Source organism: Paraburkholderia sp. J11-2 (assembly GCF_905220185.1).
Lineage (GTDB): Bacteria > Pseudomonadota > Gammaproteobacteria > Burkholderiales > Burkholderiaceae > Paraburkholderia.
This window is the reverse complement of the sequence record NZ_CAJMYY010000008.1, coordinates 175,060-198,739: the sequence shown is the minus strand read 5'-3', so window position 1 is coordinate 198,739 and position 23,680 is coordinate 175,060. Positions and strand designations below refer to the sequence as shown.

Below are 23,680 nucleotides of genomic sequence, written 5' to 3'. Positions count from 1 at the left end.
AGACCCTCGTACCTTTGACGGGAAAAACAGCTTGCCGGTCTCCAACCTGATCCATCACATCCGCAACGTCGCGGAGTCGCTGCGTCCCGCCGAGCGCAAGGTCGCGGAGATGGTGCTTGCCGACATCGACTTCGCCATGCGCGCGAGCATCACCGAGCTCGCGTTGCGCGCGGACGTGTCCGAGCCATCCGTCACGCGCTTTTGCCGCGCGGTGGGTGCGCACGGCCTGCGCGACTTCAAGATGCGGCTCGCGCAGAGCGCGGCGGGCAACGTGCCCTTCGCACTCGCCACGGAGATGACGGGCGGCGAAGCGGGCGGCGCGCAGTGGGCCGGCGAGGTCGGCACCTTGCTCGACAAGGTGACGGAATCGGTCGTCCAGGGCGTGACGCATGCGCGCGCTTCGCTCGATACGGCCGTGTTCGAGGCTGCGGTGGCGGCGCTCGCGAGCGCGCGGCGCGTGTACTTTTTCGGCGTGGGCGCGGGTTCGGGCCTCGTTGCGCAAGACGCGGCGCTGCGCCTGCTGCGGCTCGACATCGCCGCGAGTGCGTTCACGGACGCGCATTTGCAGCGCCTTTACGCGGCGCTGCTCGAACCGGGCGACGTGGCGTTCGCGATCTCGCAGTCGGGGCGCAGTGTGGAGGTGAACGAGAGCATCCAGATCGCGAAGGAGCGTGGGGCGACCACCATCGCACTCACGAGCGCGGGCTCGCGCCTCGCGTGGGTGGTGGACATTCCGCTGCTGCTGCGCGTGCCCGCGGCGGCGGATGCGCATGCGCCCGCCGTGGTGCGCATCGCGCATCTCGCGGTGCTCGATGCGCTGGCGCTGGGCGTGTCGCTCGGGCTCGGGCCCAAGGCGCTCGAGAAGATGCGCGACGCGCAGGCGCGCAGCGAAGGCGAAAGCCCCGGTACAGAGAACCTTGGATCGCCGCCGGGCGCAGCCTGAGCTTCGCCGCCAACTGTCTGGCTCGTCAGTTGGACTTCATCAGCTTGATCACCAGCGTGCGATTGTCGCGCAGAACGCTCACCTGGCCGGTAGCCGGGTTGGACAGCAGCTCGATCGTGGGGCCAAGGTCCAGCTTCGCAACGGATGTCTGGCCCACCTGAGTGATCAGGTCGCCGACCTTGGCGCCGCTGCGGGCCAGCCTGCCGTCCGGCGCGAGCGAGGCGATTTCATAGCGCTCGCCCGCGCGCAGCAGGACGGAACTTGGCGGCGTAATCGCGCTGTCGCGCGGCGCGGCGGGAAGATCGAAGCAGAACCGGTTGCGGCGGAAATCCAGTTCGAAGCGGTCCATTTTTTCCAGCGTGCCAAGCCCAATGCGCGGATCTTGCGAAGCGTCGCTCACCACGAGCTTCGGCAACGTCTTCTGGCCGATGGTGAGGCCGGCAAGCAGACCCTGCCGGTTATGACTAACGCGATTCGTCACGTCAATGCCGGACACCGTGCCGACATTGGGGAACCGCTTCGCTTGCACGAGGACGTCGAACATGTCGGCCGGTATCGCCACGTCGGCGTCGTAGCCGGTGTCCAGGATGAAAAATCTGGACTCGCCGTCGAGCGAGAGGCTGATGATCGGCGTGCGCTGTTGCGGATCCAGCGCCATGAACGTGCATTGCTGCCACTCGTGGGCAGGGGCTTCATTGCTGTAGGCCGTGAGATGGCCATCGACGTAATCCGCGCGCCACGTCAGGTTGCGCATGGTTTCGCTTCCGATAATGCCCTTGACGGGCGCATCGTCCACCGACGCTACGCGGCCCAGATCTCCCAGGAGGGCCGGCGCGCCCGCGGGCATGGACCAGTTCTGGATGCGCAGCGCGGGGGAAATGCCCAACTTGAATTGCCTGGGATCACTGAGCGTTCCGGCTGACAGGGTTCCGTCGCCGGTCGGGCTGTTCAGCGCCCCTTGCTTGAGGAGCGCGGCTTCGGTTTCCTTGGTGATCGGCGTTGCGGCCAGCGGTCCTTGCTCCGGCAACGCGTTCAGCGTTGCACCGGTATCGAGCAGCAGCGGCAAAGACCGATTGTCCGCGCCTTGCGCCTCCACGACCCACTGTCCGTTACGCTGGAGCGGGATGGAAAGCAGCGGCGTGCTGGCGGCGGTTGCAGCCGGTGCGGTTTGGGCATCCTGCTTGCTGTGACAGCCGAGGAGCAGCGTGCAGAGCACGAGACCGGCGCTCGCGCGTTTCAGGTTGGGGAGATTGGCATACTTGAGCATGGACGCGGTGCCTGACGGTCGTTTGAAAGGCGATCACGATAGTCGGTGGCGCGCGTCTTGAATTCGGTGTCTTAAGTTTTGTTGTGCACTGTCAAATCCGCAGATTCAGACGCCTTGTTCGCCCTTTTCGCGCGGTTTGAGCCGTACCGGCATCGTGTCGGGCACCATCGTGAATGCCTGCACCTCCTGAATCTTCGCGGGATCGATCGCCAGTTCGATCGTGAACGACTTCATCAGCATCGAGAGCGCAAGGCGCATTTCCACGGTCGCGAGATGGCGGCCCGGGCACACGCGCGGCCCCGCGCCGAATTGCAGATACGCGCGCACGTCGTGGGCTTTTCCATCATCGGATTCGCGTTCTGAGCGCTTCATCCAGCGCCACGGATCGTAGCGCTGCGGATCGGCGAAGTTTTTCGCATCGAGCATGGCGGGGCGCGCGACGAAGAACATGCGCGTGCCCTTGGGCAGCGCCACGTTGTCCACCACCACATCCTCCAGCGGCTCGAACGAATGCACGGACGCCACCGGGCGCAAACGCGTCGCCTCGATACAGATCGCCTCGAAAATATCGAGGTCTTTCAACGTCGCGTAGTCGGGGCAGACCGGCGAATGTCCGAGCACGCGCGAAGCTTCGTCGCCGAGATGCTGCTGTAGCGCTGCATCGGCGGCGACGTAGGGCAGCGTCCATGCGATGGAATCGGCCGTCGTGTCTTCGCCCGCGATCAGGAGCGTGAGCACGTTGGCGCGGATCTGCGCGTCGCTGATCGACGCGGCGCCGCCCGGCGCCTGCTGCTGCGCGAGCATCGCTTCTAGCAGATTGCGTGGCGTTTCGGAGGGCTCGTCGCGCATGCGCTCGCGAGCGCGCGCCATCATCGCGTTGACGTAGCGGTGCACTTCCTCTAGCGACCGCTCGAGCTTGCGGTCGGATGGCAGCTTGACGTATCGCCAGTATGGAAAGAGCGCGTTGGTGCGCCTCATCACGCCCGGCAGGATGCGCTCCAGATGCTCCTGGATCACGCCGTGGTCGCGCTCCAGCGTGCGCGGGTCCTCGCCGAACGCGAGCGCGCTCGTCACGTCCACTGTGTAGCGTTTGAGGTCGTCGGTCATCTCGACGGTCTCGCCGCGTTCGGCCGCACGTTGCCAGCGGGTGTGAAGCCGCTGCGTGATCTCGGCGAGCGTCGGGTAGAACGCCTTGATGTTGGGGATCGAGAGCGCTTGCATCACGAGCTTGCGCTGCGGTTCCCACGCTACGCCTTCCGCCGAGAAAAGCCCGTTGAAGCCCATCTCCTCGAACACGGCTTCGATCGGCTGGTAGCGCCGGAAGCGGTGCGGCCGCTCGCGCATGATCTGCTGGATCAGCTCGGTGTCGGTCCAGATCGTGATGGGGATGCCGCCCACCTGGAAGCGGTAGGGCGCACCGAGTTCGGCGGCCCATTGTTCGAGGATCAAATGCAGACGCGGCGGCGAAAGCTGCAGCAGATTGCCGAGCAGCGGCAGGCCGCGCGGGCAGGGCAGGTCGGCGATCTGGCGCAACGTTTGTCCGGTCGATGCCGTGCTCATGGGGCGGTTCTCATTAGTTGAGCTTGATGTTTCGGGATTGCGCGTGAAAGGCGCTTACAGCGGCGCGGCCGCCGCGCCTTCCATGTAGCCGAAGCGGCGCGAGAGGCGCTGCGCGGCGGCGATCAGCAGTTGCGCTGCCGTGCCTTCGCGCGCGATGTCGAGGCTGCCCGAAGGGCCCATGACCGCGAGCACGAGGCACACGCTGCCCGTGTGGTCGAACACGGGCGCGGTCACGGTGCTGATGCCGGGAATGGGCTTGTCGAGCGCCGTGTCGACCCCTTCTGCGCGAATGGCGGCCAGGCGCGCGAGGTAGGCGGGCGTGGTGCCTTCGCGCGGCTTCGCGCCCGCGAGCCGCAGTTCGTCCTGGGCGAGGAGGGCTGCGCGCACGTCGTCGTCGACCCATGCAGAGAACACGCGTCCGATCGACGTGTTCACGAGCGACATCACCGTGCCGGGGCGCAGGCTTACGTGCAGCGGCAGCGCCGATTCTTCGAGACGCACGACGGTCGGGCCGAGCGGCCCTGGCACCGCGAGCGCGACGCTCATCGCGGTGGCGGCGGCGAGGCCGACCAGTTCGGCGTCGGCCTCGCGCACCGGCGAAAGGCGCGCGAGGCCGATCAGGCCGAGTTCGAGGCTGAGCGGCCCCGCTTCATAGCGGCCCGCCGCGTCGCGCGCCAGCAGCCCGATCTTCTGGAGGCTCACGAGGTGCGGGAAGGCCTTGGCGGGCGCCATGCCGGCGGCAGCGGCCAGGTCGCGCAGCGGCAAAGGTGTGCCGGCCGCAACGAGCGCGGCGAGCAGTTCACCCGTGATATCGAGCGACTGGATGCCGCGCTGCGGTTTGTCGGCTTCGGGCGTGACGTTGGCCGCGACGTCGGTGCTCGTGTCGTCGCGTGGGGGCTTGGAGCTTACTCGGGGCATGTCGGTGTCGATGGAAAGGCGGCGGCTGCGATTTCGGCAGCGGCGTCGCGCAGCGCACGCACGACCGCGCCTTCCGCGCGCACGTCGAGCGTGCCGCTCGCGCCAATTGCCGTGAGCAGGAGGCTCGGTTCGCGCTGCGGCCCGAGTATGGCCACGCACACGCTGCTCACGCCGGGGCTGGGTGCGTCGATGGCGAGTTCGTAGCCACGCGCGCGGATGGCGTCGAGCGAGGCGAGGAAGCCGGCGTCGGGCGTGCCTTCCGGCGGCGCGCTGGCGGCACTCGCCGCGTGGCTGGTGCCGCGCCACACCGGCTGGGCGGTTTGCGCGGCCCATACGGCTTCGAGCGCCTCGGTCCCGAGGTACGCACAGAACGCGCGGCCGGTGGCCGTGGCCCGCAGCGACATTACCGTGCCGACGTGCAGGTTCACGTGCAGCGGGAGGCTCGCGTGCTCGTAGCGCACGATGGTCGGCCCCTGCGGCCCGGCAATACAGAGCGCGACGCTGCAGTTCAGCGCCTGCGCGAGCGCGGCCGCGCGCGGCACCGCCTCGCGCAGTGCGGGCTGCTGCGCGAGATGCAGGAGGCCCAGGCGCAGCGCGAGCGGGCCGGGCTCATAGCGCCCCGAAAGCGCGTCGCGCTTGATGAGCCCGAGGCGCGTCAAGCTCACGAGATAGGCGTGCGCCTGGCTCGACGGAATGTCGCCGATCGCCGCGAGATCGGTGGCGCCAAGCGGCGCGCGCGCGTCGGCGAGGGCGCGCAGCAGGCGTCCGCCCACCTCGACGCTCTGAATGCCGCGCTGCGTGCGTGCCGCCGCTGCGCTGCCTTCCGGCGCGGACGCGGCGCTGTCGTTGCGACGTCTCATTGGCGCTTTTCTCTGGCTGAAAAAGGGTCCATGTTAACTGAACGGCGGCGTGCATTGGCAGCGGACGCGATCTCGTCATGCCATTCAGCCGGGCACGGCAAGAAATTAGCGTATGGCAATATGATTCGCTATTGACAAATAAAAAGCACGAGGCCTATGATGGCCTAACCTCGGCATAACAGTGGTTCAGCTACATTCAAAACGGGGCGAGACAACGAGGCTGGCGCGTGCGCCAGGCCTGCCCGCGCTTCGCCCGCCCTCAATACGGAGACTCAACATGGCAAAGGCGTTCGCATCCCAGGCCGACCTCGAAGAAAAGAAGGTCACGTTCACGCAGCTCTCGGAAAACGCATACGCGTACACCACGGAAGGCGACCCCAACTCGGGCGTCATCATCGGCGACGACGGCGTGCTGATCGTCGACACCACGGCTACGCCCGCCATGGCGCAGGACCTCATCGCGAAAATCCGCACGGTCACGGACAAGCCCATCAAGTACGTCGTGCTCTCGCACTATCACGCCGTGCGCGTGCTGGGCGCTTCGGCGTACTTCAAGGAAGGCGCGCAGCAGATCATCGCGAGCCGCGGCACGTATGAAATGATCGTCGAGCGCGGCGAAGCCGACATGAAGTCGGAAATCGAGCGCTTCCCGCGCCTCTTTGCGGGTGTCGAAACGGTGCCGGGCCTCACGTGGCCCACGCTCGTGTTCGAGAAGGAAATCACGCTGTTCCTCGGCAAGCTCGAAGTGAAGATCGCGCACCTCGGCTCGGGCCACACGAAGGGCGACACCGTGGTGTGGCTGCCGCAGCAGAAGGTGCTGTTCTCGGGCGACCTCGTCGAATACGACGCCGCGTGCTATTGCGGCGATGCCCAGCTCGCCGACTGGCCCGCCACGCTCGAAGCGCTGCGCTCGCTTGGCGCCGAAAAGCTCGTGCCGGGCCGCGGCCCCGCGCTGCTCAACCCGGCCGAAGTCAACAAGGGTCTCGACTACACGAAGGACTTCGTGACCACGCTGCTCGCACAGGGCCGCGCGGCCGTTGAGCAGAAGCTCGACCTGAAGGGTGCGATGGCGCTCACGCGTGAAGCGATGGACCCGAAGTTCGGCCATGTGTTCATCTACGAGCATTGCCTGCCGTTCGACGTGACCCGCGCGTATGACGAAGCGAGCGGCATGACGCATCCGCGCATCTGGACGGCGCAGCGCGACAAGGAGATGTGGGACGCGTTGCAGGATTGAAGCGACAACGCGCATAGAGATACGTGGCACCTTGCCTGGGATCGCAGTAAGCGCTAAAGCGCTAACTGCGACCGACAGCGGCATGGGACCAGAGTAAGTGCTGAAGCACTAACTCTGGTCGACAGGAGACAAAACGATGATCGACTATCAAACGCTGACCTTCGACTACGCGCGATGCAGCGAACAAACCCCGGACGCCGCCGCCTGCGTGCGTCCGGTCGTGGTGGTCGGCGCGGGGCCGGTGGGCCTTGCGACGGCCATCGACCTCGCGCGGCAAGGTGTGCAGGTGGTGCTCGTGGACGACGACTGCACGCTTTCCACGGGCTCGCGCGCCATCTGTTTTTCCAAGCGCTCGCTCGATATCTTCGACCGCCTCGGCTGCGGCGAGCGCATGGTCGAAAAGGGCGTGAGCTGGAACGTGGGCAAAGTGTTCCGTAAGGACGAGCTTGTCTACACGTTCAACCTGCTGCCTGAAAGCGGTCACCATCGGCCGGCTTTCGTCAATCTTCAGCAGTACTACGTGGAGGGCTATCTGCTCGAACGCGCGCAGGAACTGCCCAACCTCGAAATCCGCTGGAAGAACAAGGTAACGGGCGTGGCGCAGCATGGCACGCCGGGTTCGAACGATGCGCACGTCGCGCTCGAAATCGACACGCCCGATGGTCCGTACACGCTGCTCGCGCGCTACGTGGTGGCCGCCGACGGCTCGCGCAGCCCGCTGCGCAAGCTGCTCGGCCTCGACAGCCACGGCCGCACGTTCAAGGACCGCTTCCTCATCGCCGACGTGAAGATGGAAGCCGACTTCCCCACCGAACGCTGGTTCTGGTTCGATCCGCCGTTCCATCCGAACCAGTCGGTGCTGCTGCATCGCCAGCCCGATAACGTGTGGCGCATCGACTTCCAGCTCGGCTGGGACGCCGACCCGGTGCTCGAGAAAACGCCCGAGCGCGTGATCCCGCGTGTGCGCGCACTGCTCGGCCCCGATGTGAAGTTCGAGCTGGAGTGGGTGAGCATCTACACGTTCTCGTGCCTGCGTATGGACAGCTTCCGCCAGGGCAACGTGCTGTTCGCGGGCGACTCGGCGCATCTGGTTTCGCCGTTTGGCGCGCGCGGCGCGAATAGCGGCTTCCAGGACGGCGAGAACCTCGCATGGAAGCTCGCCATGGTGCTGGAGAATCACGCGCCCGACGCGCTGCTCGACACCTATGCAAGCGAGCGCGAATACGCGGCTGACGAAAACATCCGCAACTCCACGCGTTCGACTGACTTCATCACGCCGAAGAGCGCGGTGAGCCGCGTGTTCCGCGACGCCGTGCTCACGCTCGCTCGCGAGCATGCCTTCGCGCGGCAGCTGGTGAACAGCGGCCGGCTTTCCGTGCCGGCGGTGCTGCGCGAATCGACCTTGAACACGCCCGACGAAGACACGTTCGACGGCAAGATGGAGCCGGGCGCTTCGTGTGCGGATGCGCCGGTGCTAAGCGCAGCGGGTGACGAGAGCTGGCTGCTTGCGCATCTGGGCGACCAGTTCGCGGGCCTCGTGTTCAGCCGCGCGGGCTCGGCATTCGATACCGCGACGCTCGACACGCTGCAGACGCTCTCGCGTTCAGCGGTGCCGCTCAAGTTCGTGGTGATGCTCGAAGGCGACGCGGCCGTGCCCGCGGGTCTGCCTGCATCGACGGTGGTGTTGCGCGACGTGCAAGGGTTGGCGGCGCAGCGCTACGGCGCGCAGGAGGGGGCGTTCTATCTGATTCGTCCGGACCAGCACGTGAGCGCACGCTGGCGGCGCGCCGACGCAGCGCGCGTGGAAAGCGCGCTCAAGCGCTCGCTTTGCGTGCAAGGCACGGCATAAAGGACGAGGAGACAACCATGCTGAACACTCAACCGAACCTGGCAAGACCGGACGACTTTTACGAAGCGCTCATCGACATGCATCGCGATCTCGACGAGGCGCAGAGTCAATCGGCCAACGCGCAACTCATTCTGCTGCTAGCGAATCACATCGGCGAACACGAAACGCTGATGCAAGCGCTTCGCTTCGCGCGCGCAGGCGTGAGTGCGCCGGCGAGCCACGGCGCGACGGGAAAACTCGCGGCGTGAATGCGCCACTGCGTCGACGCGAGCGGCTGGATGCCTGCCGGCCGCTCGCTCGCCGTCACACCTGCATGGACGGCACATCCTTCATGCAGCGCAAGGCGAACATCGACCGGCCGTGACGAATGCTCGAGATGCGATAGAGCTTCTCGCGCAGGAAACGCTCGTAGCCTGCGGTGCCGTCCACTGCCACCTTGATCCAGTAGTCGTACTCGCCGGAGACGAGATAGGCCTCGAGCACTTCGGGCAGCGCCGCGAGTTCGGCGCCGAAGCGCGCGAGCGCGTCGTCTTCGTGGCGGTCGAGCGTCACTTCCAGAATCACGATGTCGGCGTAGCCCAGCTTCTGCTGGTTCACGAGCGCGACATAGCCGTCGATGTAACCGTCGGCTTCGAGCTGGCGCGTGCGATTCCAGCACGCGGTGGTGGACATGCCCACTTGCTCGGCCAGTTCGGCATTCGACAGACGGGCGTTCTTTTGCAGGGCGCTGAGGATCTTCCGGTCCTGATTGTCGAGCGCTTTGGGCGCGCGTTCACGAGGGCTCATGGCGAAAAAGAAACTTGTACAGGTAGGATCGATTTTAGCGGAAGAAGATTCCGTATAACGTCGGTTTCTATCTGAAAACCGGAAGCCTAATCCGGCTATTCACCGGTATATTTTCCACATGCCTTCTTGCCTGGCACGACCCACGCGGCCACCTCCCCGCGTTGGGGAGCGCCGCCGCAGCCACAAGCCGCGGTGGTCCGTCAGGGCCGGTTTCCGTTGCACCCTGCGGCGGCTACCGGGCGTTGCGCGCGTACACCACGCAGCCAGCAATGTCCGGTCAGGCAGATGGCATTTGAAAACCGCGCTTCTGCGCGGTTTTTTGTTGCCCGTTTTCGATGTCTTTCACTAACCCGAGCCCCCGAGCGCCGTCCGTCACAACGTCTTCGCCAGCACGCCCAGCAATGTCGATCCAGCTGTATCTATCTTTTCTCGCCGCCGCGCTCGTACTCGTCTACACCCCCGGTCCCGTCAACGTGCTCACCATGAGCCAGGCGCTTCACGCCGGCTGGCGCCGCGCGCTGCCCTGCGTCTGGGGCGGTACGCTCGCGGTACTGCTCCAGCTCGCGTTGACGGCGCTTTGCCTCAATTCGCTGCTGCTCATTAGTGAGCATTCACTTACGTTGCTGCGTTGGCTGGGCGCGGCCTATCTCGTCTGGCTGGGCTGCAAGCAGTGGCGCAGCCGCTCGCTGGCCGGTACGGATGCGCCTGCCGAGGCTGCCGATAGCGCAAGCCGTCGTGATTTGTTCTGGCGCGGATTTACGACTTCGGGGCTCAATCCGAAGACCTTGCTGTTCTTCCCGTCGTTTTTCCCGCAGTTCATGAGCGCCGACGCGCCCTGGAGCGCCAACCGCCAGTATTTGCTGTTGGCGGCGACGTTCGCTCTGCTGTTTGCGGGCGGCGTGGCTTCGATGGCGCTGTTCTCGCACCGGCTGCGCCATGTGCTGCAGCGGCCGAGGCGCATGCGCGCCGTGAATCGCCTGATGGGCAGTCTGCTCGTGGGAATGGGCGCGATGATGGCCGGCTTGCGCTGAGCGCGCAGGCGGCGCATGGCTCGCGCGCGGCTGTGCGCGAGCCGGTTGGCGTGACGCCGGTTCAGCGCGCCGCTTAGGGCGTGATCGCGGTGCCGGTGGCCGACACGGTCGGCGTAGCCGCGGTGCCCTGCGTGGTGGCGGTGCCGGAGCTTGCCGAGGTGGACGCGAGCGTTTGCGCCGGCGCAGCGCTAGCTGACGCCGCAACGGGGGCAGACGCCGCATTGTGAGTGGTCACACTCGCCGCGAGCCCCGCAGCCTGCGGGCTTTCCGGAGCCGTCACGGGGACGCCCATGATCGCGGCCGCAGCCGCCGTGGCGTGGTCGACCGGCGCGGAGGCGCCCGGCGCCGAAGCTGCGGGCGCGGGCGCAGCCGTTGGGGCAGACGCCGCCGTGGGCGCGGCCGCAGGCGCCGTCACCACCGGCGCGGCCGGCAGCGTGGTGCTGTGCAACACCGCCGCACCCGTTGCCGCAGCCGCTGCCGCAGCAGCCGGCGCTGCCGAGCCCACCGTGGTCGCGGCAGGCGCGGCGCTCGCCGCGACCGGCTCGATGGGCGGCGGCAGCGGCGAAATCTTGATCGCGCCGGTGGCCGGCACGGCCTCGCTGCGCGCCGCAGCGTTCAAATACTGCCCCACCAGCTCGAAGAAGCGCGAGTAAAACGGCCCCGACTGGATCGTCTCGCTCGAAATTTTCACCATCTCGTCGCTGTTCGAGCGAATGGGCAGCGAAACCGACCCCAGAATCGAGAGCCCCACGCTCGCCGAGGTATCGCTCTTCTTGAGCGCATAGCCGTTCTGCACGGCGTTCACGTACACCATGCTCGTATTGCTCGCGTCGCCGGGCGTGCAGACCACGTGCACCTCCACGACGATGTGCTGATCCATCGTCGGCTGGAAGTTCTTGGTGGCGTCGACGGTGTCGTTGCGCGTCATCGTCGTCATGTAGCCCTGGCTCAGCAGCGCGCGGCGCGACGATTCACAGGCGTCCGTGCTCGCGTAGTTGAAGCTGCGCGAGAACTGGCTGGGCGCGGTGCTCAGCAACTGATCTTCCTGGAACTTGGGCTTGGGCGACGAGCACGCGCCGAGTGCAGCGGCCAGCGTCACCGTGGTGACGGCGAGGGCGGCGCTGCGCAGCGGGACGGGCAAACGAGGGAAAACTTTCGAAAAACGGGACATGTTCGGGGCAAACAGGGCAGCAATGCGGCATTGCATCGGACGGCATGATTGTAGTTCGGTTCCGCTGCGCACGACCGAACGCTCGTTTTTTCGAGGCTTTTCGAAAGCCGGACGAAGGCGTTTCGAAGCTTACATTCCGTATGGCGAAAAAAAACGGGCTTCCGCCCAACGCGAAAGCCCGTGTCAACCCGGCGCCCGGGGCAGCGAGCGGAGAAGCGAACTCGCTGGCGTGCGCCGCAGCCGGGTACCGCCGGCTGTTCCAGTGCGCGATGCGCAAAATCGTGGGGGCCACACTTGCCGCCGCGCCCGCAACGCGGCGTTAGTGTGGGCTCACTTCATCGGCCAACTGCGTCGGCTTACTTCGTGCCGACCGTCGTGAGCGGCTGCCACTTGCCGTTCACGACCTTGTAGACCGTCACGCCGCCGTACTTGAGGTCGCCGTACTGGTCGTAGGCCAGTTCGTTCGTGGTCACGCCCTTCATGTTGGTCGCCTTGAGCGAGGCGAGGTAGATGTGCGGATCGGTCGAGTTCGCCTTCTTCATGGCGGCGATCACGGCGCGCGTGCCGTCATACGCGTACGGCGAATACAGTTCGACCGGCTTGTTGAAGCGCTTCGTGTAGCTCTCGACATAAGCCTTGCCGCCCGGCATCTGGTCGAGCGGGCTGCCGCCCGACGAAGCGAGCGCGCCTTCCGCCGCCGGACCGGCGATTTTGATCAGTTCGTCCGAGTGCATCATGTCGGGGCCGATCAGCGTGGCCTTGATCGCGAGCGACTTCATCTGCTTGAGCATCGGCGCGGCCTGGGTGTCGGCGCCGCCGTAGAAGATCGCGTCGGCGTCGGCCGACTTGATGTGCGTGAGGATCGAGCGGAAGTCCACGGCCTTGTCGTTCGTGAACTCCTGCGCGACCACCGTGCCGCCCGCCGCCTTCACGGCCTTGGCGAACTCTTCGGCCACGCCCTGACCGTAAGCCGTGCGGTCGTCGATCACGGCGAAGCGCTTGAACTTCAGGTCCTTCACGACGTACTCGCCGAGCACGCCGCCTTGCTGCGAGTCGGAGGTCACGAGGCGGAATGTGGTGGGCAGACCCTGACGCGTATAGGTGGGCGCAGTGGCCGTCGCGATTTCGGGAATGCCGGCCTTCGCATAGATCGGCGCGGCCGGAATGCTGGTGCCCGAGTTGAAGTGGCCGATCACGGCGGAAACGCCGTCGTCCACGAGCTTTTGCGCGACGGTCGTGCCGGTGCGCGGGTCGGCCTGGTCGTCGTAGGCGTCGAGCACGAAGCGCACCGGCTTGCCGCCGATGGTCGGGTTCGTGGCGTTCTCGTCGTCGATCGCCATCTGCACGCCGCTGCGGAAGTCCGCGCCGTAGTGGGCCTGACCGCCGGTGAGCGGGGCGGCGAAGCCGATCTTGACGTCGGTGGCCTGGGCGAGCGCACCGGCGCTCCACAGGGCCGCCACGGCGGCAAGAACGGCGGGCGCGCGCAGGCGCAGTCGCATTTGCGTGTTTCGGTTGCTTGGGTTCATCCTGGTTCTCTCCTCAGCGGTCTACGTTTTTCATGGGCGCAAGCGGGCCCGCACCGCGTTCGGAGCGCGCGGCGTGCCTTTTTGCGCAGGGGTGAAGCAAAAGAAATCGGCCGCCAGACGGCGGTTTGCCAATCGAATCCGTTGCGCACGCAACGGCCTCGGGCCGACCCGGTGGATACGCTAAAATTGCTTGGTTTTCAGATGCTTACAGAAACCTATACAGTCTCCCGACAAGGACACGGCACAGTGGGAACGGCTGGCGGATCCGTCTTGCCAGCTTAAATATCCAGAAGCGATTGGATTGTATCCAATTCTGGCAGGCAAAAATATTGACGACAACACTTTTTCGTCGGACGGCGTTCGTCCGTCCGGCGCCCACGAGCTCATGACGACAGTGCAGGCCAAGGAAGACCAGCGATCGCTGCCCCAGACGATCCGCGACCAGCTGCGCGACGAGATCCTGCGCGGCGTGCTGCCGCCCGGTGCGCAGCTACGCCAGGAAAGCCTGGCGGAGCGCTTCGGCGCGAGCCGCATTCCCGTGCGCGAGGCGCTGCGCCAGCTCGAGGCCGAAGGGCTTGTGAGCTACCAGCTCAATCGCGGTGCGGTGGTGATCGCCATGTCGACGCAGGAGATCTGCGAGCTGCTCGACATTCGCGCGGCACTGGAGACCTATGCGGCGAAGCTCGCGGTGCCGAACATGGTGGCCGGCGACATCGACGTGATGAAGCGCATTCTCGCGGCGTACGACGCCGCTTCGTCGCCCGCCGAGTGGGCCGAATGCAACCGCCAGTTCCATCTCGCGCTGTGCGCGCCCGCGAACAACACGCGTTTGCGCAAGATGATCGAGGAGTACTGCCTGAGCACGACGAATCGATATCCGCATCTGCGCATGTCGCTCGATACGGAGAAGAACGAGGTGCAAAGCGATCACTACGCGATCGTCGATGCCTGCAAGCGGCGCGCCGTGGATGAAGTGGTGGCGCTGATCGAGCGGCATATTCTCGATACCAAGCGCGAGGTGATGGCCGCCGCGCGACTGGCGGGGCTGGATAGCTGAGCAGTTCTTTTCGCTGCATTGGATACAAAAACGGCGAGCGCCCCATAAGGGACGCTCGCCGTTTTGTTTGAAGCGGAACTAGCTGTGAAGTGCTTCGCTCACACCGCCATTTCCGGCGGCGCCTGGCGGAAGCAGCGCGTGATCCAGCCGAGGTACGCGAGGCCGAGCACGAACCAGACGATGCCGAGCACGATCGCCGTCTTTTCGAGGCTGCACAGCAGCCAGATATCGGTCACGGCGCCGATCAGCGGGAATACCAGGCCGCCGAGGAACCCAAAGCCACGCGTGCCTGCCGCGCCGCTGAAGTACTGGCGGATCACGCACAGGTTCACCGAAGTGAACGCGAGGAACGCACCGAAGTTGATGAACGAAGTCGACGTGGCCACGTCGAGCTTCAGCGCGATCAAACCTACGACACCGGCAATCGCAATGTTGATCGCAGGCGTGCGGAAACGTGGGTGGATGTAGCCGAAAATCGACTTGGGCAGCACTTCATCGCGGCCCATTGCATAGAGCAGGCGCCCCACGCTGGCCTGCGCCGAGATGCCCGAGGCAAACTGCGCGAGGATCAGGCCTGCGAGGAAAATCGTCACGAAGATATCGCCGCCCACTTTGCGCGCGATTTCGAACGCGGCCGAATCGGGGTCCTTGAACACGGCGCCCGGATGCGCGAGTTGCAGCGTGTACGCCGCGATCACGAAGATCGCGCCGCCCACCAGCGCGATCAGCACGATGGCGCGCGGAATGGTCTTTTCGGGCTCGATGGTTTCCTCGGTGAGCGTGGAAACGGCGTCGAAGCCGAGGTACGAATATGCGGCGATCGCAGCACCCGCCATCGTGGCCGAAAGCGGCACGTGCGGCTGGAAGAACGGCTGCGCCGCGATGAGTCCGCCCGGGCCCGCGGCCGCGGAGGCGTAGTGCACACACAGGACTACGAACATTGCCGTAATGCCGAGCTGCACGATCATCAGCACGATGTTGAAGCGCGCGGCGAGTTCGATGCCGACGATGTTCAGCGCGCTCGTGAACACGATGAACGCGACAATCCAGATCCACGTGGGCACGCTCGGGAACGCAGCGCCAAGATAGGCTGCGCCGATCAGCCAGATGACCATCGGCAGGAAGAAGTAATCGAGCAGCGTGGCCCAGCCGATCATGAAGCCCAGGTGCGCATTGAAGCTCTTGCGCGTGTACGTGTAGGCCGAACCTGCCACAGGGAAAAGGCGCGCGAGCTTGCCGTAGCTGAGCGCCGTGAACACGATTGCGATGAGGGCAATGAGATACGCGAGGGCGGCCGTGTCCTGGCTCGCGCCTGCGAGCACGCCATAGGTGCCGTAGACGATCAGCGGCGCCATGTAGGCGAGGCCGAACAGGAGCACGGACGGCAGGCCGAGCGTGCGCTTCAGGTGAGGTACGTGAGTGCCGCGTTCATGCGATGGCGAGGCAGGATTCATGATGCAGTTGTCTCCAGGGTGCTGCGGTTCTGGCAGGCGTAAGCGGGCCCGGCTAGCCACGAGAAGCGGCTTGCCGGAACGCTTGTTGCCGGGTTTTGCTGCTTGGCGCGCTTAACGCCCTTAATGTCTTTAGCGCGTGCGCGAGCGGATATTGAGCGAGCGGCGGCCTTGCGCGTCGTTCTCGTCCACGAGATTGAGCGCAATGCGTGCGTCGTGCAGATAGCTGTAATGCTCGCGGCTTTGCGCGAGGAGCGCGCGATCAACCTTCGCGTGCAGCACTGCGTCTTCGTCCTTCAACTCGCAGAGCACGTCGCCGAACGGGCTCACGAGCGCCGTTTCGCCGGGGAACGTGAGGTTGTCGTCGCCGTCGCCGGTGCGGTTCACGAGCGCCGCGAACATCTGGTTCTCCATGGCGCGCGCGACGATTGCGCGGCGATGCACAGGGCCGAATGGATCCATGTTGCCGTTCGTGACGACGAGCATTTCCGCGCCGAGCGAGGCGACGGCGCGCGCCGTTTCGGGAAACTCGATGTCGTAGCAGATCAGCAGACCAACGGTCGTGCCCTTGAATTCGCACACCTCGTAGCGCTCGCCCGGCGTGAACACGCCCACGTCCGAGGCCCACAGGTGCGTCTTGCGGTAACGCAGTGCGATGTCGCCGCGTTCGTCGATCAGCACGGTGGTGTTGTAGAAGCGATCGCCTTCGCGCTCGGCGAGGCCCACGGCAACGCCGATATTGGCTGCACGTGCGGCGTCGCGCACTTTGGAGAGCGAGGGGCCTTCGAGCGTTTCGGCAATGTCGCGCACATTTTCGCGCGTGGGAAAGCCGGTGAGCGTGGCTTCGGGAAAGACGATGAGATCGCTGCCTTCGCGGCGCTTGCCAATCGTGTCGAGCACGCGGGCGAGGTTGGGCGCGACAGCGCCGTCCACGACCGGGATCTGCGCGAGTTCGAGTTGCATGCCTGTCTCCTTCCTTATGTATTACGTAAAGCACCGCGTGGGCGTCAGGAGCGGCTATTATCTCCACGTTATTTTTGTCGAGAAATTACCCTGCAGGGGTACCCTGATCGGAGGACTCATGGAGCCCCTAATGGAACTGGACTGGCAGGACCGCGCGTTCCATCACCATATCGCGACGCTGATCGACGCCCTCGACGGCCCCGACTTCTGGACCCGCATGACGCGCGTAATCGAGCGCTTCGTGGCGTTCGACAACTGGGTTGCGCTCGTCTTCCGGCGCGATCGCGCGCCGCTCGTGTGCGCCGAGTCGCCCATGCCCGACGGCACCGTGGATCTCTTGTTCCGCGCGTATCTGGAGGGGATGTACCTGCTCGATCCGTTCTATCTGAACGCGAGCGAAAAGCCGCGCGCAGGCCTCGTCACGCTCGCCGAAGTCGCGCCCGATAATTTCCGCATGACGGACTATTACCAGCGCTACTTCAAGAGCAACATCATCGGCGACGAAGTGCAGTTCAACTTGCCTCTGGACGAAGCCCACACGCTGATTTTCTCGCTGGGCGCAAAGCACCATTACACGGAGCGCGATATTGCGTTGTTCGCGATGTTCGCGCCGTGGGTCGTCGCGCTCATGAAGCAGCGGCTTGCGCATGAGACGTTTGCCGAGGGCGTTGCCGAGGCGGTTGCCTCGGATTCAGTTGAAGCCGAAAGCGCGGCGCAGCAGGGGCAGTTGAGCGAGGCGGGGTTCGCTAGCCGCATCGAAACGGTCACGCAGCAAAGCGGACGCGTGCCGCTCACCGCGCGCGAGATCGAAGTGGTGCGTTTGAGCTTGAGCGGCTTTTCCACGCGCGCGATTGCGGAACGGCTCGAAATCTCGTTCGAGACCGTGCGCGCGCACAAGAAGCATATTTACGCGAAGCTCGGCGTGAGCTCGCAGTCGGAGCTGTTTGCGCTGTTCTACGAGCCGCTCGGACGCGCGGGCGTGTGAGCGCCGCGCGCCGCTAGCGGTGCGCGTTAGAACTCGACGAGCGCGAAGTCTTCTTTGCCCACGTCGCAAAGCGGGCAGCGCCAGTCGTCGGGCACGTCGGCCCAGCGGGTGCCGGGGGCGAGGCCGTCGTCGGGGGCGCCTGCCGCTTCGTCGTACACCCAGCCGCAGATCACGCAGACCCATTGCTTGAGGCCGTCGTCGGCGCCCGCAGCAGCCGTTGAGGCGCTTGCAGGGGCTTCGGGCGCGGCGCTTTCGCGCGGCGTGTCGAGCGCGACGACGAGCGGCGCTGCGGTGCTTTCGCGTGCCGCGAGCTTCGTTTGCAGCGTGGCAAGCAGCGCGGCGGCTTCGTCGGCGGTGAGGTCGATCCAGTACGGGTCGCCTGCGCCGTCATTCAGGCGTTCGGGAGAGAACTGGATTTCGAGGGCGACGCCTTTCTTGTACATAAGCGAAAACGGTTGGCTTAGTGCCCCGCGCGCGCTGCGCTCACAGGAAGTAGCGGAACAGCAGCGAGGCCGCAATGCCGCCAGCCGCGATCAGCGCGAGCATTTGCAGGAGCGTGATGGACTTGCTGGACTTGGCGTTCGAAGCGGCGGGACGGGTGGTGGTGTTCATAGGGTGAAATTGCGGCGGCGTGGGTTGCGTTCTCGGGTTGCATTCGCGATTGCGCCCTGTAATGTCGCCATGTTTTGCATGGCGTCGGCAGAGCGCGGCGGGGGAGTTTCGCACGATTTCGTGTCGACGGGGGTATTTGCGCGGCGACTGCGCGCACGCGCCGCAGATTTCGCCCCCGGCAACCTGGCCGCACAGCGGTAAGGATTATCGCCGCTAACGCGGGCCAGATTCCTGAGCGCCCGGAGATGGATTATTTCGTATGCGTTGAGAGACGGCCCTTACGCATGCAGCCAGCGTTGCTCGATATACGAGAACAGCCAACTGACCGGCACCGCGCAGGCCATGCCGATGCCCACCTGCGCCACGCGAAAGAGCGCGACGTCCCATACCGGCCCGTTCATGGGCACGAGGAGCACGATGGTGGTGGTGATCGCGCCCAGCCGCGCGGCGGTGCTCACACTCAGGCACCAGCAGCCGATGATCACCACGCTCACCGCTACGAGATAGGCCGCGAGATTCTCCGGGCCGAACGCCGCCGTTGCGAAGCCCACCACGCCGCCCGCAATCGCGCCAATGAACTGGTCGCGCGACTGGGCGAGCGTATCGGCGTAATCGTGCTGGGTGACGGCGATCGCCGTAATCGCGGCCCAGAACGCCTGTTCGGTGTGGAGCGCGCGGCCGATGCTGTACGCAAGCCCCGCCGCGCATACGGCGCGCAGCGCCATGAGCGTGCCTTGCACGGCGCGGCTCTTGAGCGGCAGGCGCTTGAGCGCGCTCAGCGCCGATTGCTGGAGCGAAGTGAGGTACGCGTAGAGGTTGTCTTGTGGATCGTGCATCGCGCGTAATGGGTCGTAAGGAGAACGTGAGGCCTGGCGGGCGCGCTGCCAAGCATATCAAGCCGGGTCTGCCGTGTGCGGATCGTCGGGCAGGCAATGCAGGCGCAGCGGCTTGGCCGCGTGGCGCAGGTCGCGCTCGACGGCGCGCCGCGCGCCTGGTGCGTCGCGGCGTTTGAGCCGCCGCATCAGGCCTTCGTGTGCTGCGTTGAGCGTGCGCGCAAAGCCGGGCTCGTCGAACAGCAGGTTCGAGATCGGCCCCACCTGGAGCCACACCGTTTCGATCAGATCCACGAGCAGCGGCGAGCCGCTCGCGCGATAGAGCATGAGGTGGAAGTCTTCGTTGGCGTCGAGATAGTGCGCGCGCTTGTTCTGCTTCAGCGCCTCGGCCATCTGTGCGCATAGGGCGTCGAGCTGCGCGATTTCGCTGGAGGTGAGGCGCGTGGCGGCGAGAAACGCCGCTTCGCCTTCGAGCATCACGCGCACGTTGAGCACGTCGTCGAACTGCGCGCGCGTGAGTTGCGGCACGACTACACCTCGGTTAGGCAGGTTCACGAGCGCAGACTCGCCTGCCAGACGCACGAGCGCCGCGCGCACCGGCATCTCGCCCACGCCCAGTTGCTCAGCGAGCGCGTGAATGCGCAAACGCTCGCCCGGCACGAAGCGCCCGAGGCTCAGCCAGCGGCGCAGCGTGGCGTAGGTCTCGTCCTGCAGCGATTGATGCGCGCGTGTTTTCATCGTCCGGTCAGTGCGCTTAGTTCGCTCAAGCAGGCTTCGAATGCGGCGAGCAGGCGGTCGACGTCGGCCTCGGTCGTTTCCGGGCACACGAGCATCATGTTGTGGAACGGCGTGATGAGCACGCCGCGATTGAGTAGATACAGATGCAGCAGGTGCTCGAGTTCGTCGTCCATGGCGGAGCGCGCCTCGCTGCCGTTGCGCGGCGGCACGGCGCAGAACTGGAACTCGGTGCGTGCGCCCACCCGCGTCACGCACCACGGCAGCGCATGGCGCGCGATCGTCGCTGCGAGCCCGTTGGCGAGCCGCTCGGCCAACGCGAACATGTGCGTGTAGGCGGCGTCGGTCATGACTTCGCTGAGCGTTGCGCGCATTGCGCTCATCGAAAGCGCGTTCGCCGTGAGCGTCGTGCCGATGCCTGAATGGCCCGGCGGCGCATCGAATTTCGCCTGCTGTGCACGCGCGGCGAACTCGGCGGAGAAGCCGTAGACCGCGCAAGGCACGCCGCCGCCTACCGGCTTGCCGAGCACGAAGAGGTCGGGCTCGATGCCATGCTCGCGCGCGTAGCCGCGCGGCCCGCTGCTGATCGTATGCGTTTCGTCGATCAACAGCAGCGTGCCGTGCCGCTTCATGAGCGCCTGCGCCTCGCGCCAGAAGCCGGGCTCGGGCAGCACCATGCCCACGTTCGTCATGGCGGGCTCTGCGAGCACGCAGGCGACGTCGTTGCCGGCGAGTGCGCGCGCGAGCGCTTCGAGATTGTTGAACTCGACTACGCGCGTAGTTGGCAGCAGGTCGTGAACCTGCCCGAGCAGGCTCGCGCGCTGCGTGGGCTGGCCATCGACGAGATCGACGAACACATCGTCGACGGTGCCGTGATAGCAGCCGTTGAACACGAGTATCGTGTGTCGCCCTGTGGCCGCGCGCGCCCAGCGGACGGCGAAGCGGTTGGCGTCGCTTGCGGTCATGGCGAACTGCCAGAAGGGCAGGCCGAAACGCTGCGCGAGCGCTTCGCCCACGGCCACGGCGTCTTCGCCCGGCAACATCGTCGTGAAGCCGCGCTGAGCCTGAGCCGCGAGCGCGCGCGCCACGGGCTGCGGCGCATGGCCGAACATCGCGCCCGTGTCGCCGAGGCAGAAGTCGGTGTAGCGGTGGCCGTCCACGTCGGTGAAGGCTGCGCCGCGCGCGGCATCCACGTACAGCGAGAAGGGCGTGGACCAATCGTTCATCCAGTGCAGCGGCACCCCGAACAGCAGATGGTGTGCGGCTTGCGCGGACAATGCCTGCGACTTCGGGCGCGCGGTGGCGAAGGCTTCGCGTTCCCGGGCGAGGACGTGCTGCGCACGGTCCCAGTTCACGCCTTGACGGGTTTGCATGCGTGTCTCCTTGTGATTTGATCAAATCTTCGCATGAGCAAACGGGGAAGTAAATTTGATCAAATTGCTGGCGACGCAAAAAAAGCGCGATGCCTTGCAGCATCGCGCCTTTCTACAGCCCGAGAAAACGGTGCGTTACTTCCTGTCGATCGAGATCCGCCCCGGACCCGTTACCGCGAGTGCGAGCAAGCCGCCGGCGATGCTGATGTTCTTGTAGAAGTTGATCATGTTCATCATCTGGTCTGCACCGGTCATGGTCCAGAAGTGATGGCCGATGAACGCCGTCGCGACCGTATAGATCGCGAGCAGCACGGCGAGTGGCCGCGTATAGAACCCCACGAGCAGCAAAATGCCAACCGCGAACTCCATGATCACGGCGATGACGGCCGAGAGCATCGGCACGGGCGCGCCCACGTGCGCCATGTAGTCGACGGTGCCCGAAAAGCCGGTGATCTTGGACCAACCGAACAGGATGAACAGGGAAGTCAGCAGAACGCGCGAGACCAGAAGCACGACGTCGTTGCCCGGCCCGAACAGGTTGTATCGCATGGTTTTCTCCGAAGAAGTTTTAAGCAGTTCACTACGTATCAGTTCGCGCTTCGCCGGACGGCGGCCCGCTTTCGCTTTCAGTAAGCGGGCCGCCGCGTGCCGGTGTGCGCCAGCATAACCTCAGACGCCGCGCCGAAGTTAAGACCAGAGCTCCGACACTTCGATATTACGCAGATCGAACACCAGGACCTCTGCATCGTGTCCGTCGCTGAAGGCAAGCTCGCGCTCGGAGCGGATGCGCGCGCCGTCGCCTTCGCCAAGTTCCACGCCGTTCAGCTTCACGCTGCCGCGCGCCACATGAACGTAGGCGTAGCGGTCGGCGCCGACTTCAACCTTCGCCGTTTCCGCGCCGTCGAGGCGTCCGGCATACACGCGTGCGTCCTGGCGCAGCAACAGCGAGTCTTCGGCGCCGTCCGGCGAGAGGATCAGGCGAAACTTGCCGCGCTTTTGTTCATCGGCGATGTTCTTCTGCTGGTAGCGCGGCTGCGCGCCCTTCACGTTCGGTGCAATCCAGATCTGCAGGAAGTGCACCCCTTCGTCGGCCGAGTGGTTGAACTCGCTGTGCGCGACGCCCGTACCGGCGCTCATCAGTTGCACGTCGCCGGGGACGATCACCGAGCCCGTGCCCATCGAGTCCTTGTGCTCGAGCGCGCCTTCCAGCACGTACGAGAAGATTTCCATGTCGCGGTGCGGGTGCTTGCCGAAGCCGCGCGCCGGGGCTACGCGGTCGTCGTTGATCACAAGCAGGTCCGAAAAGCCGACTTGCTTCGGATCGTAGTAATTGGCAAACGAAAACGTGTGACGCGAGCTGAGCCAGCCATGTTCACCGCGGCCGCGTTGGTCTGCCTTGCGAACTTCGATCATTTTCGTCTCTCCGTGTGAATCGTTTCGATTCAGTGTTGGTTGCGATGGAAAGAATTTTAGGTCAATTAAATCGACTGGAATCGCCGTAAAATACGACTCACTGTCACATTGAAGTGGACAATCGACATGCAACTCGACGACATGCGGATCTTCGTGAACACCGTGGATGCCGGCAATTTCACGGCGGCGGCGCACCGGCTGCGGCTTTCCAAGCAGTTCGTGAGCCGGCGCGTGGCGGCGCTGGAGGCCGATCTGGGCGCGCGCCTGCTCGTGCGCAACACGCGCAAGCTGGCGGTCACGGACCTCGGCCAGGACTTCTACGAGCGCGCCAAGCGCATCCTTGCGGACGTGTCCGAGGCCGAGCAGGCCATGTCGGACCGCCGCAGCGAACCACGCGGCCTCCTGAAAGTGAGCGCGCCGATGTCGTTCGGCATGGCGCACCTTTCGCCGCTCGTTGCCGAATTTCTGCGCGAGCACCCGGACGTCCGCTTCGACATGGACTTAAGCGACCGCAATGTCGATGTGATCGGCGAGGGTTTCGATATGGCGTTGCGCATTGGCCGGCTGGCGGATTCCACGCTGGTCGTGCAAAAGCTCATCGACGTGCGCATGATCGCCTGCTGCAGCCCCGGCTACCGACGCCGCCGCCGAGCGCCGCAAACGCCTGCCGATCTCGCGCAGCACGCCTGCCTGCCGTATGGGCAGCAGGGCCGCGCGCCGTGGGAGTTCATCGTCGATGGCGTGCGCACGCCTTTCGACGTGCACGGGCCGCTGCGCGCGAACAACGGCGAAGTGATCCGCGATGCAGCCATTGCCGGGCTCGGCATCTGCTATCTGCCGGACTTCATCGTGGCGGGATCGGTGGATGCGGGGCTGCTGGTCGAGGTGCTCGAGCCGTTCATGCCGCCGCCCAACGCGCTGCACGCGCTGTACCCGCAGCATCGTGAAGCTTCCGTGACGATCCGCGCGTTCACGCAATATTTGCGCGAGCGGCTGGCGGCGCGTGCAGCAACCGCGCGCGGCGGGGCGCTCTGACGCAGCATGCACGCAGCAAGCGCGCAGCCCTTGCAGAAAGGCCGTTGCGCCTGCATCTAAGGGGTAGCGCCTCGC

24 protein-coding genes are annotated in these 23,680 nt (G+C 65.5%); 8 read left to right on the top strand and 16 right to left on the bottom strand.

All coding sequences use genetic code 11. The features are described from left to right. The first annotated feature begins 31 nt into the window (after window positions 1–31). Window positions 32–943, top strand: coding sequence for a MurR/RpiR family transcriptional regulator (locus tag U5A57_RS13710; protein WP_321911620.1), 912 nt, complete (start codon window positions 32–34; stop codon window positions 941–943). 25 nt (window positions 944–968) lie between these two features. Here the strand turns inward: U5A57_RS13710 and U5A57_RS13705 are convergent, their stop codons facing one another. From U5A57_RS13705 to U5A57_RS13690, 4 genes are all read right to left on the bottom strand, one after another. Continuing rightward, a complete protein-coding gene (locus U5A57_RS13705) occupies window positions 969–2,159 on the bottom strand; it encodes a hypothetical protein (RefSeq protein WP_321911618.1) in 1,191 nt (396 codons plus the stop codon). 156 nt (window positions 2,160–2,315) lie between these two features. After that, window positions 2,316–3,770, bottom strand: coding sequence for a cytochrome P450 (locus tag U5A57_RS13700; protein ID WP_321911616.1), 1,455 nt, complete (start codon window positions 3,768–3,770; stop codon window positions 2,316–2,318). A 54-nt stretch (window positions 3,771–3,824) separates the two neighbouring features. Then, entirely contained in the window at window positions 3,825–4,688 is an 864-nt protein-coding gene (locus U5A57_RS13695; RefSeq protein WP_321911614.1) for an IclR family transcriptional regulator, read from the bottom strand. Further along, entirely contained in the window at window positions 4,676–5,548 is an 873-nt protein-coding gene (locus U5A57_RS13690) for an IclR family transcriptional regulator (protein WP_321911612.1), read from the bottom strand. The genes U5A57_RS13695 and U5A57_RS13690 overlap by 13 nt, the downstream gene beginning before the upstream one ends. A 277-nt stretch (window positions 5,549–5,825) precedes the next feature. Here U5A57_RS13690 and U5A57_RS13685 point away from each other — a divergent pair, with 277 nt between their 5' ends. The 3 genes from U5A57_RS13685 to U5A57_RS13675 all read left to right on the top strand — a co-directional run bounded on the left by U5A57_RS13685 (window position 5,826) and on the right by U5A57_RS13675 (window position 8,882). After that, window positions 5,826–6,785, top strand: a complete 960-nt coding sequence (locus U5A57_RS13685) for an MBL fold metallo-hydrolase (RefSeq protein WP_321911611.1) — start codon at window positions 5,826–5,828, stop codon at window positions 6,783–6,785. Between the two features lie 136 nt (window positions 6,786–6,921). Continuing rightward, window positions 6,922–8,634, top strand: coding sequence for an FAD-dependent oxidoreductase (locus U5A57_RS13680; RefSeq protein WP_321911610.1), 1,713 nt, complete (start codon window positions 6,922–6,924; stop codon window positions 8,632–8,634). Between the two features lie 17 nt (window positions 8,635–8,651). Continuing rightward, the gene (locus tag U5A57_RS13675) at window positions 8,652–8,882 is read left to right on the top strand and encodes a DUF2783 domain-containing protein (RefSeq protein ID WP_321911608.1); all 231 of its coding nucleotides are present in this window, start codon (window positions 8,652–8,654) and stop codon (window positions 8,880–8,882) included. 55 nt (window positions 8,883–8,937) lie between these two features. On the opposite strand, the gene U5A57_RS13670 is transcribed toward U5A57_RS13675, so the two are convergent. Then, window positions 8,938–9,420 (bottom strand): Lrp/AsnC family transcriptional regulator, encoded by a 483-nt coding sequence (locus U5A57_RS13670; protein ID WP_321911606.1) that lies wholly within the window; start codon window positions 9,418–9,420, stop codon window positions 8,938–8,940. 401 nt (window positions 9,421–9,821) lie between these two features. Between U5A57_RS13670 and U5A57_RS13665 the strand changes: the two genes are divergently transcribed. Further along, a complete protein-coding gene (locus tag U5A57_RS13665; RefSeq protein WP_321911604.1) occupies window positions 9,822–10,451 on the top strand; it encodes a LysE family translocator in 630 nt (209 codons plus the stop codon). Between the two features lie 73 nt (window positions 10,452–10,524). Here U5A57_RS13665 and U5A57_RS13660 read toward each other — a convergent pair whose 3' ends face one another. Continuing rightward, window positions 10,525–11,592, bottom strand: a complete 1,068-nt coding sequence (locus U5A57_RS13660) for a DUF2242 domain-containing protein (RefSeq protein ID WP_321911602.1) — start codon at window positions 11,590–11,592, stop codon at window positions 10,525–10,527. A gap of 386 nt (window positions 11,593–11,978) precedes the next feature. Continuing rightward, window positions 11,979–13,121, bottom strand: a complete 1,143-nt coding sequence (locus U5A57_RS13655; RefSeq protein ID WP_321911781.1) for a branched-chain amino acid ABC transporter substrate-binding protein — start codon at window positions 13,119–13,121, stop codon at window positions 11,979–11,981. A gap of 412 nt (window positions 13,122–13,533) precedes the next feature. Here U5A57_RS13655 and U5A57_RS13650 point away from each other — a divergent pair, with 412 nt between their 5' ends. Further along, window positions 13,534–14,205, top strand: coding sequence for a GntR family transcriptional regulator (locus U5A57_RS13650; protein WP_321911601.1), 672 nt, complete (start codon window positions 13,534–13,536; stop codon window positions 14,203–14,205). 98 nt (window positions 14,206–14,303) lie between these two features. On the opposite strand, the gene U5A57_RS13645 is transcribed toward U5A57_RS13650, so the two are convergent. Beyond that, window positions 14,304–15,659 carry an APC family permease gene (locus U5A57_RS13645; RefSeq protein ID WP_321911600.1) on the bottom strand — a complete coding sequence of 452 codons (1,356 nt, stop codon included), beginning with the start codon at window positions 15,657–15,659 and terminating at the stop codon, window positions 14,304–14,306. Window positions 15,660–15,788: 129 nt separating this feature from the next. Next, complete coding sequence (locus tag U5A57_RS13640; RefSeq protein WP_321911598.1) at window positions 15,789–16,619, bottom strand: carbon-nitrogen hydrolase family protein; 831 nt, start codon at window positions 16,617–16,619, stop codon at window positions 15,789–15,791. 130 nt (window positions 16,620–16,749) lie between these two features. Here U5A57_RS13640 and U5A57_RS13635 point away from each other — a divergent pair, with 130 nt between their 5' ends. Next, window positions 16,750–17,604, top strand: a complete 855-nt coding sequence (locus U5A57_RS13635; RefSeq protein WP_321911779.1) for a helix-turn-helix transcriptional regulator — start codon at window positions 16,750–16,752, stop codon at window positions 17,602–17,604. Between the two features lie 26 nt (window positions 17,605–17,630). On the opposite strand, the gene U5A57_RS13630 is transcribed toward U5A57_RS13635, so the two are convergent. The 7 genes from U5A57_RS13630 to U5A57_RS13600 all read right to left on the bottom strand — a co-directional run bounded on the left by U5A57_RS13630 (window position 17,631) and on the right by U5A57_RS13600 (window position 22,570). Continuing rightward, window positions 17,631–18,047, bottom strand: a complete 417-nt coding sequence (locus U5A57_RS13630; protein WP_321911596.1) for a rubredoxin — start codon at window positions 18,045–18,047, stop codon at window positions 17,631–17,633. Between the two features lie 40 nt (window positions 18,048–18,087). Next, complete coding sequence (locus U5A57_RS13625; protein ID WP_266227690.1) at window positions 18,088–18,216, bottom strand: hypothetical protein; 129 nt, start codon at window positions 18,214–18,216, stop codon at window positions 18,088–18,090. A 278-nt stretch (window positions 18,217–18,494) separates the two neighbouring features. Next, window positions 18,495–19,052: an FUSC family protein gene (locus U5A57_RS13620; protein ID WP_321911592.1), complete on the bottom strand. Its 558-nt coding sequence runs from the start codon at window positions 19,050–19,052 to the stop codon at window positions 18,495–18,497. 57 nt (window positions 19,053–19,109) lie between these two features. Further along, window positions 19,110–19,787 (bottom strand): GntR family transcriptional regulator, encoded by a 678-nt coding sequence (locus U5A57_RS13615; RefSeq protein WP_321911590.1) that lies wholly within the window; start codon window positions 19,785–19,787, stop codon window positions 19,110–19,112. After that, window positions 19,784–21,157: an aspartate aminotransferase family protein gene (locus U5A57_RS13610; RefSeq protein WP_321911589.1), complete on the bottom strand. Its 1,374-nt coding sequence runs from the start codon at window positions 21,155–21,157 to the stop codon at window positions 19,784–19,786. Before U5A57_RS13610 ends, U5A57_RS13615 begins: the two co-directional genes overlap by 4 nt. 135 nt (window positions 21,158–21,292) lie before the next feature. Continuing rightward, the gene (locus U5A57_RS13605; RefSeq protein ID WP_233884136.1) at window positions 21,293–21,706 is read right to left on the bottom strand and encodes a DoxX family protein; all 414 of its coding nucleotides are present in this window, start codon (window positions 21,704–21,706) and stop codon (window positions 21,293–21,295) included. 138 nt (window positions 21,707–21,844) lie between these two features. Then, a complete protein-coding gene (locus U5A57_RS13600) occupies window positions 21,845–22,570 on the bottom strand; it encodes a pirin family protein (protein WP_321911587.1) in 726 nt (241 codons plus the stop codon). Between the two features lie 126 nt (window positions 22,571–22,696). Here U5A57_RS13600 and U5A57_RS13595 point away from each other — a divergent pair, with 126 nt between their 5' ends. Further along, window positions 22,697–23,605 (top strand): LysR family transcriptional regulator, encoded by a 909-nt coding sequence (locus U5A57_RS13595; protein ID WP_321911585.1) that lies wholly within the window; start codon window positions 22,697–22,699, stop codon window positions 23,603–23,605. Window positions 23,606–23,680 lie beyond the last annotated feature (75 nt).